Here is a 13,730-nt window from a genome sequence, read left to right as displayed (position 1 = left end):
TTGTCACAAAGCCGCCCTTTACTCCAACGACGGGACTAGACTGGTAATCGGATTTTCTCCGCCCTCCCAGCCGGTCCGGCGCCCTCCAGAAACAGGTCTATGACTACCACTGTGTCCCCCTCCACCGTTGCCACGCGGGCAAAACGCCACCTTGGTTTGGCCATCGTGGCCTTGGCCACCGGCGGGTTCGCCATTGGAACCACAGAGTTCGCCATGATGGGACTTTTGAAGGAGATCGAAGGCGGCCTGCACATCAGCACACCTGACGCCGGCAACCTGATTTCCGCATATGCCCTCGGCGTAGTCGTCGGCGCGCCGGTGTTCGCGGCCGTCGGGGCGAAACTTCCCCGGAAACATTTGGCGCTGGGCCTGATGCTCTTCCTTTCGCTGGCGAACCTGTCCTCTTTCATAGCCCCTGATTACGGGCTCATGCTGTTCTCACGCTTTGCCTCCGGTCTCCCACACGGGGCTTTCTTCGGCGTGGCAGCAGTGATAGCGGCGGGTTTGGTCGCCCCCACCAAACGGGGCTGGGCGATCTCCATGGTCATGGCGGGACTGACGGTCTCCAATGTGATCGGCGTGCCAGTGGCTACCTGGATTGGCCAGACCTTCGGCTGGCGGCTACTGTTCATCATCGTTGGCGCGATTGGGCTCCTGACCGTCGTCCTGATCTGGAAGTTCGTTCCCTTTGAAGCCGCGCATCCCGAAGCCAGCATCCGGCGCGAGCTGGGCGCCCTCAAACGCCTCCAAGTGTGGCTGGCGCTCCTGATCGGCATCATTGGTTTCGGCGGCTTCTTCGCCGTTTACACCTACATAGCTCACACGATGACCTCCGTGGCCGGCATCCCGGAAAGCCTCCTTCCCGCCGTCGTTGCCCTTTATGGACTCGGAATGGTTGCAGGCAACATCATTGGCGGGCGGATCGCAGACAAATCCGTGATGGGCACCATCTACTGGGTGATGCCCGGAATCGCAGCAGCCCTTGTGGTCTACGCGGTCTCCGCCCACTGGGCGCCGGCAGCTTTCTGCATGGCGTTCGTTGTTGGCGGCACCGGCTCGATGCTCACGCCAGCACTACAAACCCGGCTTTTGGACGCAGCCCCCGGCGCCGCGTCCTTGGCATCTTCGCTGAACCACTCGGCCCTGAACGTTGCCAACGCCTTGGGAGCGTTCCTGGGCGGGACGGTCATCGCGTGGGGCTGGGGATACACCGCTCCGGCCCTCGTAGGCGCCGTACTGGCGATGCTCGGCCTTGCCGTTGCCGTGGTCAGTGGCCTGCTTGAGCGCAGGCGACCACTGGTCAGCTGATGGGCTAAGCCTGTTCCAGCCTCGCCCGCTCAAGGTCGGGCTCCAGGTAGATAACCCGCGCGATCGGGACGGCCGTCCGGATCCGCCGTTCGGCGTCGTCTATTGCCTGGGCAATTTCCCGGCCGGTGTCGGCTGCGCCGATACTGATCTTTGCCGCTACCAGCAATTCCTCCGGCCCAAGGTGCATGGTCTTGAGGTGGATGATGCCGGTTCCGTCGGCCTCCAATGCGGCAGTAATCCGAAGAACATCTTCCCGCGTGGCCGATTCGCCAAGGAGCAGGGACTTGGTCTCAAGGGCCAGGATCACTGCAATGCAGACCAACAGCAAGCCGATCATTCCGGTGCCAACGGCATCCCACACGCCGTTTCCGGTGACCAGCGTCATGCCCACGCCGAACAGGGCAAACACTAGGCCAATAAGGGCCCCGAAGTCCTCGAGCAGGATAACGGGGAGCTCAGGCTGCTTGGCGTTACGCACGAATTTGACCCAGGTTTGTTTACCGCGGGTCTGATTCGATTCCTTGATGGCGGTCCGGAAGGAAAAGCCCTCGGCGATGATGGCGCCCACCAACACAACCAGTGGAACCCACCAAAAATCGCCCTCTATGCCGTGCGGGTGCAGGAATTTCTCGTATGCCTCGTACAGGGCAAACAAGCCACCAACACTGAAGAGCACTATGGAAACGATGAACGCGTAGATGTAGCGTTCCCGGCCGTAGCCGAACGGGTGCTCGGGGCTGGCGGCCCGCTTGGACCGCTTGCCGCCTACGAGCAGCAAAACCTGGTTACCGGAATCGGCCACGGAGTGGATAGCCTCAGCCAGCATGGACGAGGACGTCGTGAGGAAGAACGCGAGGAACTTCAGCACCGCAATGGAGAGGTTAGCCGCCAGTGCTGCCACGATTGCCTTGCTACCGCCACCTGCAGCCATGAAAGCCCCACCTCTTCACATACTGGAAAGTTCAAAACCGAAAAGAATCTGATGTGTCCAAGAAGAGTCGCCATTGGCTGTTCTTGCAAGCAATACCGTACCGGCCGGGGCACGGTTTACATATTTGGGACTCGGGCACCCTGCTGTGATCGGGCACTTGCATAAAGGCAAACCGTGGCCGCCGTTCCCACGTTCAAGCTTTCCGCGGCACCGTATACCGGCACCGCCACACGGTGGTCCGCCAGTGCCAATTCGGCCTCGGACAAACCTTGGGCCTCATTGCCGAAGAGCCAGGCGGTGGGCCTCTCCAGAGCGTAAGGGGACTCAACGGAAGCTTGCCCGAGCCGGCGGGCAGCGTTCTCATCCTGCAGCCGGTCCAGGTCCAGTGTTCCGTAGCCATCGGCTGCAAGGACCCCGATTCCGAGCCCTTTGCAGCGTGCCACCACGTCTTCGATGTCGGCGCCCAGGACCACCGGTAGGTGAAAAAGCGAACCGGCCGTTGAACGGACGGCTTTTGGATTGTAGATGTCCACGCTGGAGCCCGTCAGGACCACGGCATCCGCACCAGCGGCGTCAGCAGCACGCAGGACTGTCCCGGCGTTGCCGGGGTCGCGCACCTGGCACATCACAGCGATAAGCCGGGGCCCGGCGTCGAGCACTGAATCCAGGCTCACGTCCACAAAACTGCAGACGGCCACTATCCCCTGCGGATTGACGGTGTCCGCCATGGCGGCCAGAACCTCGTCGGTGGCGAGCCGCAGCAGTGTCCCCTCGGCAAGGTCGGCAAGTTCGGGCAGCCGGTCCAGGCACGCGGCACTTGCGAATACTTCATGCACGACGGCGGGACCACCACGGGCGGTACGCTCACGGTGCAGGGTCAGCGCCTCGCGAACAGCCTGCGGCCCCTCAGCGAGAAAACGCCCGCGCTTTAAACGGGCCGGGCGCCCGGCAAGCTTGGCGACATCCCTCACCCGATCAGCTCGGGGGTTGGTCATCGGAAAGTCTTGCGGGCGCCCGGTTTGGTTCATATAAGAACTTTAGTGGCAGTTGCGACTAGTTCTTGATCTGCTGGCGGGCTTCGCCGCCGGCCGGCTCGAAGCCAGCAGCCTTTGCAGCCTCAACGGTGGAGAACCAGTACTCAGCAGCCGTGGTGTTGTACCAGGTGGAACCCGGAACGTGGTACTTCTTGGACTCGGCGTTGCCCTTGATGGCGTGGCCTTCCGGAGCTTCGTCGCCGTCAGCGGCAATAGCGCCATCGATGGCCGGCTTCTCGGTGACAACAGCCTTGACGGCAGTAGCCGTAGCGGCAGCCGGAGCAACCTTTGCAGCCTTGGGAGCTGCAACTTCAGCCTTGGCGGCGGGAGCAGACGTGTCAGACGGCAGGGCAGCCTTTGCAACGTTCACCAGAGCGGCAAACGCGTTGGCGTCAGAGACAGCCAACTCGGCCAGCATACGGCGGTCAACCTCAACCTCAGCGGCCTTCAGACCCTGGATCAGGCGGTTGTAGGTGAGGCCGTTGGCGCGGGATGCAGCGTTGATGCGCTGGATCCAGAGGCGACGGAAGTCACCCTTCTTCTTACGGCGGTCGCCGTAGCTGTACACAAACGAGTGCAGCAGCTGCTCTTTGGCCTTACGGTACAAGCGCGAGCGCTGACCGCGGTAACCCTTTGCGCGTTCGAGGATAACCCGGCGCTTCTTGTGGGCGTTTACCGCCCGCTTCACACGTGCCACGTGCGTACTCCTTCAGAAATCTTTATCCCAAGCTGCTACTGCCGGGAATCCGGCCGGCCTGAGAAGGCTTTTGGTGTAGTTGGTTGCTGCCGGTTGGCATCAACCAATGACTTGGAACTTAGACGCCGAGCATCTTCTTGATGACCTTGGCATCGCCCTTGAAGACGATCTTGTCGCCGGCGAGGCGACGGGTCAGCGTGGAGGACTTGTGCTCCAGGTAGTGACGGCGGTTGGCCTGCTGACGCTTCAGCTTGCCGGTACCGGTCAGCTTGAAGCGCTTCTTGGCACCGCTGTGGGTCTTCATCTTCGGCATGGGAACCGATCTCCTTACGTAATCCACGGACAAGTCCGCGATTCTTTTGTGCAGCCGGCCTCTAGGGGGCCTGCATGCTGGTTGCTTGCCGGAGGAGGCCAGGCCTCCAAGGCGTCGAACTAGGTGGTCTTGCGTGATGCCGGCTTCGGGGCAGCTTTGGGAGCTGCCGGACGTGCCGCCGGCTTCGGGGCAGCCGGCTTGGCGACCGGCTTCGGAGCCGCAGGAACTGCAGGCTTCGCAGTTGCCGGTACGGCCGGCTTTGCTGCAGCCGGAGCTGCCTTGGCGACCGGAGCTGCCTTGGCAACAGGAGCCTCTTCAACTACCGGGGCTTCCTTGGCAACCGGAGCCTCTTCAACTACCGGGGCTTCCTTGGCAACAGGGGCTTCGAGCGCTGCCGGAACTTCCTCTGCCGGAACCTCTTCAGCTACGGCAGCCGCTTCAACCTCGGGGGTTTCCTTTGCTGCCGCCTCGACTGCCGGAGCTTCGTCCGTTTCCGGGGTCAGCTCTTCGGTCGCGTCCACAGCATCCTGCGTCGACTCGTCGTCGCTGGTCAGGAAGCCTGCCGGAAGAAGGTCACCGAGGGACTGCGTCAGCGGAGCCTGGTCACCGGTCGTGTCCACGCGCCCAGCAGCCTTGGCTTCGTTCTCGGCCTTGGCTTCAGCGCGCTGCACAGCACGGCGGGCTTCAGCCTTGGCTTCTGCCTTGTTCTTCAGCGGGCCAACCACCATGACCATGTTGCGGCCATCGATGCGCGGGCTGGACTCTACGATCCCAACCTCGGCAACATCTTCAGCGAAGCGCTGCAGCAGGCGGATGCCCATCTCGGGGCGCTGCTGTTCGCGGCCACGGAACTGGATCATGGCCTTGACCTTGTCACCGGCGCCGAGGAAGCGAAGGGCATGTCCACGCTTGGTTTCGTAGTCATGCTTGTCGATCTTCAAGCGGAAACGGATTTCCTTAAGAACCGTGTTGGTCTGGTTCTTGCGGGCCTCACGGGCTTTCACAGCGGCTTCGTACTTGTACTTGCCGAAGTCCATCAACTTGCAAACAGGAGGTTTAGCCTGCGGGGCAACTTCAACGAGATCGAGATCGGATTCGGCAGCAAGACGCAAAGCATCTTCGATGCGGACAATTCCTACCTGTTCGCCGGCAGGGCCGACCAGCCGCACCTCGGGGACGCGGATACGCTCATTGATTCTTGGCTCGCTAATGTTAAAGCTCCTGTGGTTGTGGTGATTATCACCGGCAAATAGAGAAGGCCTCCAATTGCTGGGTGCAATCGAAGGCCTCAAAGATCGGTTGTAGTCCCGTGTGGGGCTACGCAGTTAGGGGGTCAAACCACCCGAACTGCCCGACCAATACCCGGCAACCTCTTGTCCCATCAAAGGGATCTTGTCCCCGAGGGGAACGGCTGACGCGGGTGGGAGAGAACTCCGCTTGCAAACTGAAAGTCGATTCTACAGAAACAACCCGCCATGCGCACATTCCACGCGGCGGGAAGATTGACTGCTGGCCAACATCTGCAAATAACGACTTCCAGTTGGTCTGTGACAAGCTTACCAGTATGAGTACTGAAGACAGCAATTCCCGTAACTCCTTTGGCGGCGACGCCACCTCCGCCGCTGACGCCGGGGTGTCCCAGCAGATCCGCGACATCGCCGAGGTCCCGGCTGTGGAAGTCATTACCACCGGCGCGGTACACCTCATGAGTGCCGCGGCCGTGAAGGTCGGCCTTGCTGACGATCCGAACGCTGAAGACCTCAAAGATCTCGATGAAGCACGTAAGTTGATCACTGCACTGGCCGGCCTGGTCTCGGCGGCCGCCCCGGAAATTGGCTCGCAGCACGCCGGTCCGTTGCGTGACGGACTGCGCTCCCTGCAATTGGCCTTCCGCGAGGCCTCGATCATCCCCGATGCACCAGGCAAGGGCCCGGGCGAAAAGTTCACTGGACCGGTGAACTAGCCAGCGGAAAGAAAAGATCGGCTCAGGCCACAGAACTGCCGACGGCGGTCAGCCCCACCAGGTGCTGGCCGCCGTCGACGTTTCCTGCTGTCAGACGCGGGCCGTGCGGCGCCGCAGCGACATGAGGGCGAATCCGGCAGCGCACAGCACCACGCCTGCCACACCAACTGCCGCAAACCCGGCCGAGGGTCCCACCGCGTCGATGAAAACTCCTGCAAGAGGTGAGCCGAGGGCTACGCCGGCGGTCAATGCGGAGCCGTACCATCCCATGGCTTCGCCGCGGCGCTCCTCATCCACGAGGTCGGCAACTTTTTCGGAGGAAGCAGACAGGACCGGTGCGCACAGCAATCCCGGCAACAGGGATAGGAATGCCAAGGTCCAGGTGTCGTGCGCGAATCCCATGGGAATCGTCAGGGCGGCCATGCCAAGGAGCAGGAGCATCGGTGATATTGGACGCTTCATGGCTCCATAGATCAGCCCTCCCACCACGGAGGATGCGCACCAGAAGAAGAACACGATTCCGATTTGGTTTTGGTTTCCACCGCGCTGCAGCAGGCCGACAATGCTCACATCGGAACCACTCAGCACCATCCCGGAACCTGCCGCAACGGCAAACAACGCCGCCACCGCAACGGTAAACCAACTGAAATTCCTTGCCACACGGCCCCGCATGACGGACGCCCTTGACCGGGAAGAAGCCATCTCGGATGCTGCTTCCTGAACATGGGAGGGCGCCGAAGCGACGACCGCGGCCTCGGCTGCGGCCAGATCGGCTGCCGCTTGTTCGAGCGTTTCCTGCGGCGTGCTCGCCTTATCGCTGCGGGTGGGCGGGTTGAACCACATAAGGAACAAACCTGCCGCGGAGACGGAAACCCCGACGGCGGTGAGGCCCACCGCAGCGAACCCGCTGGTCGCAACGATGGCGCCGACGGCCGGTCCGATCATAAACACGATCTCCGTGGCGATCGAATCGAGCGCGAAAGCTGACCTCCGCTGCTCACCGTCCACCAACACTCCCAAGGATTGGCGGACCACGCTGAATATCGGCAGTGTGAAGAGTCCCCCCACGAAAACCAGGGGAAGCAGCCATTCGTAAGGGACGTGCGGAACGATCGACCAGATAACGGTTTCCGATACCACCGAAGGAATCAGCGCTTTCCGAAGCCCCACGGTGTCCACCCGCCGGCCGCGCCATGGAGCTCCCACCGCGATGCCAATGGTCATCACCGCGGCGGCCGCGCCGGCAGCGGCGTAGCCCTCCCCCAGGGTCAGGACGATATGCAAAGTCAGCAGCACACCGGCTGCAGAGTGCGGTATGCGGGCCACCATGCCCACCACCAACAAACGCCGGACAGGTCGGATGGCCAACATCTCTTTGTAGAGAGCGAAGTTCACGCGTTGATTCCTCTGGTTCCCCCCGGGGCAGTCCCGGGAAACCGGTACTGCCTTACTGACGCAACTGCGGCTCCTGCGCCGCGCGCTGCAATTTCACTTCCATGGAGTCCACGTTCTCAGCGAACAACTCCAACCCCGCCCACGCTTCATTGAGGCCGCCCACCAGGGCTTGAATCGCCGTGGCATCCAGCCCGTCGTCGAGGAACAGGACTACCTGCAGTTCCGGCCCCGGACCGCCACCGGACACGGAACGGCCGTCCGCCGTCAAAGAGGCGAGGCCTCCCCCGGGTCTGATTTCCAGCCGCCGCACTGCAGGGAAATCGGAAGCAGCTGAAGCGAGAGCAGACTCCAGTTGATCATCCAGGTATGACGGCGTCCAGTCCCGCTGCTGCGCCAAGGCCCACATAGCTGGGCGTCGCACCACGAAGGTGTATGCCGAACCTGGATCGACAACCAGCAGTTGGGCATTCTCGGACACTGCGGACAGCGCTGCACGAGCAGCATAAACGGCCACCGGACGCGCCTCGGTGTGCCAGTTCTCCAAGGCAGCGGAGGAGGTGAACACGGGCATGGCCCTGCGGCCATCCGGAGCCGTGAGGGTGACCAAGGCCATATCGGCTTGTTTATCGGCATGCAACCCGTCAACGCCCTCGGCTTCTTCAGCAAGCTGCGCCACAACAGGAACGAAGACCCTCGCCGTCGCCAGGGAGGCCACAACATCGGCCTCGCTGCCGGTGCCATCCAACAACGCTCCGACCGCGGCGAGGTACCCGGCGTCGGGCTGTCCGTCGTCGTTGTCGAAATTATGGATGACGGCGTGATTCCCGCTGAGGCTTCGACCGGCCCACGGCTGGCCTGCTGAATCGGTTGCTCCGCCAGCACCGGCCAGTGCCGCCGCGATATGCCCCGGCAGTTCCCGTCGTCGTGATTCCTCGGCCATCAGCGGCGGCCGGCAACATCCAGGGCCTCGGGCAAAGTGAACGCGCCTGCGTACAGCGCCTTGCCCACAATCGCACCCTCGACACCCATGGGAACCAGCTCACGCAACACCCGGAGGTCTTCCAGGCTCGATATTCCGCCGGAGGCCACCACGGGCTTGCCGGTCTTCTCGACCATTTGGCGCAGCAACTCAACGTTCGGGCCTTGCAGAGTACCGTCCTTGGTGACATCGGTGACCACGTAGCGGGCGCATCCGGCGTCCTCAAGGCGGGCCAGGACGTCCCACAGGTCTCCGCCCTCTTTCGTCCAGCCGCGGCCAGCCAATGTGGTGCCGCGAACGTCCAGCCCGACCGCGATCCTGTCACCGAAGCGTTCGATGGCGCGGCGGGTCCATTCAGGATTTTCCAGAGCTGCAGTTCCCAAATTAACGCGGGCGACGCCGAGGCCAAGGGCGCGTTCGAGGGACTCGTCGTCCCTCAACCCGCCGGACAATTCCACCTTGACGTCGAGTTGAGAGACAACCTCATTGATAAGGTCCGCGTTGTTACCGCGCCCGAAAGCTGCGTCGAGGTCTACCATATGGACCCATTCGGCACCGGCTTCCTGCCAGTTCAGCGCAGCTTCCAAGGGCGTCCCGTAGCTGGTTTCCGAGCCCGCTTCACCTTGCAAAAGCCGGACTGCTTGGCCCTCAACGATGTCGACGGCGGGCAGGAGTTCCAGGATGGGCTGTGAGGTGGTCATGTAGGTCCTAGGAGAGTCAGGGGAACGCAGCGGTTCAGAGACAGAAGCGGAGTTGGGCGTGATCAGTGGATCCTGATCAGTTGATCACGGTCATTTGCCCGGCAGCGTGAGCAGGTAGGCCGCCAGCAGGGACATCGCCGCCAACGCATAGAAGGAAATCGAGACCCATCGGGGCTTGTTCTGTTGATGGAAGGAGATTCCTCCGCCAACCATCAGGCCACCGAGTCCCATCAGGAGCACGGACCACATTTAGGCCACTCCCGTTCCAGGGTCAACGAGTGGCTGCTGCTTGCGCAGGCCATCCACCCAGTTGCGCAGGAGCCGCGCCCCGGCGTCGCCGGACTTTTCCGGGTGGAACTGCGTGGCGCAAAGGGGCCCGTTCTCGACGGCGGCAACAAAACGTGCGCCGTGCTCGGACCACGTCACCATGGGCGGAGCCATGCGAGGCTGGACGACGTCGAAATTCCATTCCTGTACACCGTACGAGTGCACGAAATAGAAGCGTTCCTGCTCGACGCCGGCGAACAGTTTGGAGCCTTCCGGCGCGTCAACGGTGTTCCAGCCCATGTGAGGGACCACTGCGGCAGGAAGGAGTTCCACCTTGCCAGGCCACTCGGCCATGCCCTCGGATTCGGTGCCGTGCTCCACCCCGGCTTCGAAGAGAACCTGTAACCCGACGCAGATGGCCAGCACGGGACGGCCGCCTGCGACGCGGCGCCCGATCATCCTGATGGCGTCAACGGCCTTGAGTTCCCGCATGACGGTCTCGAAAGCGCCGACGCCGGGAACCACCAGGCCATCGGCATTCAGGACGTCCTCGGGCTTGGCACTGAGAATCACATGCGCTCCGGCACGCTCGAGTGCCCGAACGGCTGACCGGACGTTGCCGGAACCGTAGTCCAGCACTGTCACCGTCGGCTTGCCATCGGGAGATTCCGGCTTCCGCGAGGCTATGGCATCCGTGACGGCACCAGCGGCCACAGACTGGCCGCTCACAGTGCGCCCTTGGTGGAGGGAATGCCTTCAACGCGGGGATCGGACTCAACTGCCGAGCGCAGGGCGCGTGCAAACGCCTTGAACTGGGCCTCGACGATGTGATGCGGATCCCGGCCGGCGAGAACGTTCATGTGCAGGCAGATACCGGCGTGGAGGGTAATCGCTTCAAAGACGTGCCGGGTCAAGGACCCAGTGAAGTGCCCGCCGATCAAGTGGTACTCCTGGCCGGCAGGTTCACCGCCGTGGACAAGGTACGGACGGCCCGAAACATCGACGACGGCCTGTGCCAAAGCCTCGTCCAAAGGAACCGTTGCCTCGCCAAAGCGACGGATGCCCGCCTTGTTCCCCAATGCGGTGCGCAGCACCTCTCCAAAGGTGATGGCCACGTCTTCCACTGTGTGATGCACGTCAATGTGGGTGTCCCCAGTGGCTTTGACGGTCATGTCGATCAAGGAGTGCTTGGACAGGGCAGTCAGCATGTGGTCGTAGAAAGGAACCGACGTACTGATCTCGGAGACACCCGTGCCGTCCAGGTTGATCTCCACCAGAACGGAGGACTCGCTGGTGGTGCGCTCGAGCCGCGCGGTGCGGGCAGCGGTGGGCACTGAGCCGGTTTCGCTCATTGGGACGTCCTTATACACGAAGAATGGGTTGGGTCTATAGACAAGTTTAGGCGTGCGGGGCGGCTGGTCCGTGCAGCAGGGATTCCAGGGCCTCAAGGAAGACAGTGGTCTCCTTCTCAGTACCCGCTGTCACCCTCAGGTGGCCCGGGATACCGACGTCGCGAATCAGTACACCGGCGTCGAGAAGCCCCTGCCACACTTCATGCGGGTTGTCCAAGCCACCGAAGAAGACATAGTTCGAGTCAGACACCGACGGCTTAAGGCCCATCCGCAAGAGCTCAGTCACAATACGATCGCGCTGAATCTTGATGTCTTCAACGTCAGCCATCAAGGCCTCACGGTGGTTCAGCGCGGCCAGGGCAGTCGCCTGGGTGATCGCGGACAAGTGGTACGGGAGCCTGACGAGCCGAATCGCGTCGGTGACCTCCGGTGCGGCTGCCATGTAACCGAGACGGGCGCCAGCCAAGGCGAACGCCTTGCTCATGGTTCGGGAAACGATCAACCGCTCGCGGCCTGGCAGCAAGGTCAGGGCACTGGGCGTGTTGTCGTGCGCAAACTCGTGGTAGGCCTCGTCAACGATCACTATGGCCTGGCTTGCTTCACCGGCGTTGTACACGGCCTCGACGACGTCGAGAGTAAGCCCGGTCCCCGTGGGGTTGTTGGGAGAGCAGAGAAAAACAATGTTCGCGGCGGTGTCGCGTACTTGCGCCGCGGCAGAGGCCGCATCCAAGCCGTAGTCCGCCGCGCGGAAACCGCGGACGTATTCGGTGTCAGTGCCGCTGGCCAGCAGCGGATACATGGAGTACGTGGGCGGGAAACCCAGAGCCTTGCGGCCAGGACCGCCGAAGGCCTGGAGGACTTGTTGCAGTACTTCATTTGAGCCATTGGCCGCCCAGATGTTCTCCGGAGCGAGCCCGTGACCGAGATATTCCGCCAAGGCCTGGCGCAGCTCCGTGAACTCCCTGTCGGGGTAGCGGTTGAGTCCAGTGGCCGCGGCTGCGACCGCCTCCGTAATGGCTGCCTGGACATCCACCGGCACGCCATGGGTGTTCTCATTGACATTGAGTAGAACAGGCACATCCAGCTGCGGCGCCCCGTAAGGGCTCAGTCCACGCAGGTTGGTCCGGAGGGGAAGTCGGTCGAGTCGCTCAAGCTTGTCACTCACAGTTTCCAGTTTAAGGGCCTCCGTGGATGGGTGCGTAACTGTGACCCCTTGGACCGCGCGACGGGTATGCCCGGACACTTGCCAGATTCCCTGGGCACGGCCCTCTAGCCGGCTGGAACGAACAACTTCTGGCCGGGATGGATGCTGCCGCCGCTGAGGTCATTTAGCTGGATGATCTCGGCAATGACATCCCTGGGATCCCGGCCGGGCGCGGCCGCCCCCGCGATGCCCCACAGGGACTCCCCGGGCTGAACCGTGACGGAGATCGCAACCGGTGGACGCAGTTGAGCCTGGGTGTCCGAGGCTTTTGCCGGGGAAGTGACGAAGCCAAGAAGGGTGATCAACGCGGCCACCAGCAGCATTGCGGGGATGCCGAAGAAGACGATCCGCCCCCTGCGCGTCAGGCGAAGCCGCGTGGACTTCGATTTCACGTCCATGACTGGTGCCGACTGCGCAACTGCAAGTGCAGGCGCTGGCCCTCCGAGAAGACCCTCAAGCGTTGATATTGCAGACATGAGCTTTGCCCTTCTGAGCGATTGCCGTGCCCCGGTGTCCGATGCGCGGCGGTCAATTCCGTATGCTCTCCCGACGCCACCCGAACCGTTCGAACACTTTCTTCGAACATCGGCACGGTTTGCGGTGTTGTTAGAACACATATTCGAACCTTGCTAAGACCTTTTTAGCACTTATCAACGAACGGTGTCGAGACTCGCTAGAACAAATGTTTGATAAAGGTCCGTGCCTGCCCTACGTTTGATGGAAGAAGCAGCCACTGTTTCAGTGAACCAACAGGGTCTGACATTTTTTAGGCCCGGCATCATCGGCGCGGTCCGTATCGCGCCCGGTCCGGACGGAAAGGCATTGGCAAACATGGCAGCGAAAGCCACAGGAGGTAGCGCTCCCCTGCGTAGCCAACAGCCTCAAAAGAGCCCCAAGAGCCTGACGGTCCGGCAGAAGAAGATCCTCGAGACCATCCAGCGCTCGGTCAATGACAATGGATATCCGCCCAGCATGCGTGAGATCGGGGATACGGTGGGCCTTGCGAGCCTTTCCAGCGTGACCCACCAGCTGACCCAGCTGGAGAAGCTGGGCTACCTTCGCAGGGACCCCAAGCGCCCTCGGGCAATGGAAGTCCTGATGCCCTTGACCCTCGACGGCGGCGGGCCCATTCCCGGGGTTGAGGAACCTGCCCGCCTTCGGAGTGCCGGTGGGCTCGCGGTCACCGAACTGGCCAGCGCCAGCGACACAGCCATGGTGCCGTTGGTAGGCCGCATCGCAGCCGGTGGGCCGATCCTGGCCGATCAGACAGTGGAAGATGTCCTTCCCCTGCCACGACAGCTCGTGGGACACGGCGAACTGTTCATGCTCAAGGTTGCCGGAGATTCAATGATCGACGCCGCCATCTGCGACGGTGACTGGGTGGTGGTGCGACGGCAAAACGACGCCATCAACGGCGACATCGTCGCTGCCCTCTTGGATGACGAAGCAACCGTGAAGACGTTCCGCCAACGGGACGGCCACACGTGGTTGCTGCCACAAAACACCCAATATGAGCCCATCCTCGGTGATCAGGCCACCATTATGGGCAAGGTCGTCTCGGTACTGCGTTCCCTGTAGGCGCAGTT

16 protein-coding genes are annotated in these 13,730 nt (G+C 62.3%); 3 read left to right on the top strand and 13 right to left on the bottom strand.

Translation table 11 applies throughout. The annotated features are described in order from the left end of the window. Positions 1–99 precede the first annotated feature (99 nt). Positions 100–1,308, top strand: coding sequence for an MFS transporter (locus tag QRN04_RS14035; protein WP_284976633.1), 1,209 nt, complete (start codon positions 100–102; stop codon positions 1,306–1,308). A gap of 4 nt (positions 1,309–1,312) precedes the next feature. Here the strand turns inward: QRN04_RS14035 and QRN04_RS14030 are convergent, their stop codons facing one another. From QRN04_RS14030 to infC, 5 genes are all read right to left on the bottom strand, one after another. Then, a complete protein-coding gene (locus QRN04_RS14030) occupies positions 1,313–2,239 on the bottom strand; it encodes a cation diffusion facilitator family transporter (RefSeq protein WP_284976632.1) in 927 nt (308 codons plus the stop codon). Positions 2,240–2,355: 116 nt separating this feature from the next. After that, positions 2,356–3,267 (bottom strand): TrmH family RNA methyltransferase, encoded by a 912-nt coding sequence (locus tag QRN04_RS14025; protein ID WP_284976631.1) that lies wholly within the window; start codon positions 3,265–3,267, stop codon positions 2,356–2,358. A 25-nt stretch (positions 3,268–3,292) separates the two neighbouring features. Next, positions 3,293–3,970 carry a 50S ribosomal protein L20, sunset domain variant gene (gene rplT, locus QRN04_RS14020; protein ID WP_284976630.1) on the bottom strand — a complete coding sequence of 226 codons (678 nt, stop codon included), beginning with the start codon at positions 3,968–3,970 and terminating at the stop codon, positions 3,293–3,295. A gap of 118 nt (positions 3,971–4,088) precedes the next feature. After that, a complete protein-coding gene (rpmI, locus tag QRN04_RS14015) occupies positions 4,089–4,283 on the bottom strand; it encodes a 50S ribosomal protein L35 (protein ID WP_059387794.1) in 195 nt (64 codons plus the stop codon). A 119-nt stretch (positions 4,284–4,402) separates the two neighbouring features. Next, a complete protein-coding gene (gene infC / locus QRN04_RS14010; protein WP_502868803.1) occupies positions 4,403–5,452 on the bottom strand; it encodes a translation initiation factor IF-3 in 1,050 nt (349 codons plus the stop codon). 395 nt (positions 5,453–5,847) lie between these two features. Here infC and QRN04_RS14005 point away from each other — a divergent pair, with 395 nt between their 5' ends. Further along, positions 5,848–6,246, top strand: coding sequence for a DUF1844 domain-containing protein (locus tag QRN04_RS14005; RefSeq protein WP_284976629.1), 399 nt, complete (start codon positions 5,848–5,850; stop codon positions 6,244–6,246). Positions 6,247–6,336: 90 nt separating this feature from the next. Here QRN04_RS14005 and QRN04_RS14000 read toward each other — a convergent pair whose 3' ends face one another. The 8 genes from QRN04_RS14000 to QRN04_RS13965 form a co-directional block, all read right to left on the bottom strand. Beyond that, the gene (locus QRN04_RS14000; RefSeq protein ID WP_284976628.1) at positions 6,337–7,641 is read right to left on the bottom strand and encodes an MFS transporter; all 1,305 of its coding nucleotides are present in this window, start codon (positions 7,639–7,641) and stop codon (positions 6,337–6,339) included. A 52-nt stretch (positions 7,642–7,693) separates the two neighbouring features. Continuing rightward, on the bottom strand, positions 7,694–8,581 hold the full coding sequence (locus QRN04_RS13995; RefSeq protein WP_284976627.1) for an SseB family protein: 888 nt from the start codon (positions 8,579–8,581) through the stop codon (positions 7,694–7,696). Further along, positions 8,581–9,321 carry a bifunctional 1-(5-phosphoribosyl)-5-((5-phosphoribosylamino)methylideneamino)imidazole-4-carboxamide isomerase/phosphoribosylanthranilate isomerase PriA gene (gene priA, locus QRN04_RS13990; RefSeq protein ID WP_284976626.1) on the bottom strand — a complete coding sequence of 247 codons (741 nt, stop codon included), beginning with the start codon at positions 9,319–9,321 and terminating at the stop codon, positions 8,581–8,583. The genes QRN04_RS13995 and priA overlap by 1 nt, the downstream gene beginning before the upstream one ends. Before the next feature lie 90 nt (positions 9,322–9,411). Continuing rightward, positions 9,412–9,570, bottom strand: a complete 159-nt coding sequence (locus QRN04_RS13985) for a CG2302 family histidine operon protein (protein ID WP_284980028.1) — start codon at positions 9,568–9,570, stop codon at positions 9,412–9,414. Further along, on the bottom strand, positions 9,571–10,317 hold the full coding sequence (gene hisH / locus QRN04_RS13980; RefSeq protein ID WP_284976625.1) for an imidazole glycerol phosphate synthase subunit HisH: 747 nt from the start codon (positions 10,315–10,317) through the stop codon (positions 9,571–9,573). It abuts the gene before it with no gap. After that, positions 10,314–10,940: an imidazoleglycerol-phosphate dehydratase HisB gene (gene hisB, locus QRN04_RS13975; protein ID WP_284976624.1), complete on the bottom strand. Its 627-nt coding sequence runs from the start codon at positions 10,938–10,940 to the stop codon at positions 10,314–10,316. Before hisB ends, hisH begins: the two co-directional genes overlap by 4 nt. A 46-nt stretch (positions 10,941–10,986) precedes the next feature. Next, positions 10,987–12,105 (bottom strand): histidinol-phosphate transaminase, encoded by a 1,119-nt coding sequence (locus QRN04_RS13970; RefSeq protein WP_284976623.1) that lies wholly within the window; start codon positions 12,103–12,105, stop codon positions 10,987–10,989. 104 nt (positions 12,106–12,209) lie between these two features. Further along, entirely contained in the window at positions 12,210–12,542 is a 333-nt protein-coding gene (locus tag QRN04_RS13965) for a LysM peptidoglycan-binding domain-containing protein (RefSeq protein WP_284976622.1), read from the bottom strand. 433 nt (positions 12,543–12,975) lie between these two features. On the opposite strand from QRN04_RS13965, the gene lexA reads away from it, so the two are divergent. After that, on the top strand, positions 12,976–13,722 hold the full coding sequence (gene lexA / locus QRN04_RS13960; protein ID WP_284976658.1) for a transcriptional repressor LexA: 747 nt from the start codon (positions 12,976–12,978) through the stop codon (positions 13,720–13,722). Positions 13,723–13,730 lie beyond the last annotated feature (8 nt).

The sequence above is a fragment of the Arthrobacter sp. efr-133-TYG-104 genome, from assembly GCF_030208915.1.
Classification (GTDB): Bacteria; Actinomycetota; Actinomycetes; order Actinomycetales; family Micrococcaceae; genus Arthrobacter.
This window is presented reverse-complemented; position numbering and strand designations above follow the sequence as displayed.

Coding starts and splice junctions, on each gene's coding strand:
- QRN04_RS14005 (WP_284976629.1), top strand. CDS start 5,848: ATGAGTACTGAAGACAGCAATTCCCGTAACTCCTTTGGCGGCGACGCC.
- lexA (WP_284976658.1), top strand. CDS start 12,976: ATGGCAGCGAAAGCCACAGGAGGTAGCGCTCCCCTGCGTAGCCAACAG.
- QRN04_RS14035 (WP_284976633.1), top strand. CDS start 100: ATGACTACCACTGTGTCCCCCTCCACCGTTGCCACGCGGGCAAAACGC.
- priA (WP_284976626.1), bottom strand. CDS start 9,321: ATGACCACCTCACAGCCCATCCTGGAACTCCTGCCCGCCGTCGACATC.
- QRN04_RS14025 (WP_284976631.1), bottom strand. CDS start 3,267: ATGAACCAAACCGGGCGCCCGCAAGACTTTCCGATGACCAACCCCCGA.
- QRN04_RS14030 (WP_284976632.1), bottom strand. CDS start 2,239: ATGGCTGCAGGTGGCGGTAGCAAGGCAATCGTGGCAGCACTGGCGGCT.
- QRN04_RS13995 (WP_284976627.1), bottom strand. CDS start 8,581: ATGGCCGAGGAATCACGACGACGGGAACTGCCGGGGCATATCGCGGCG.
- hisB (WP_284976624.1), bottom strand. CDS start 10,940: ATGAGCGAAACCGGCTCAGTGCCCACCGCTGCCCGCACCGCGCGGCTC.
- QRN04_RS13965 (WP_284976622.1), bottom strand. CDS start 12,542: ATGGACGTGAAATCGAAGTCCACGCGGCTTCGCCTGACGCGCAGGGGG.
- QRN04_RS13985 (WP_284980028.1), bottom strand. CDS start 9,570: ATGTGGTCCGTGCTCCTGATGGGACTCGGTGGCCTGATGGTTGGCGGA.
- rpmI (WP_059387794.1), bottom strand. CDS start 4,283: ATGCCGAAGATGAAGACCCACAGCGGTGCCAAGAAGCGCTTCAAGCTG.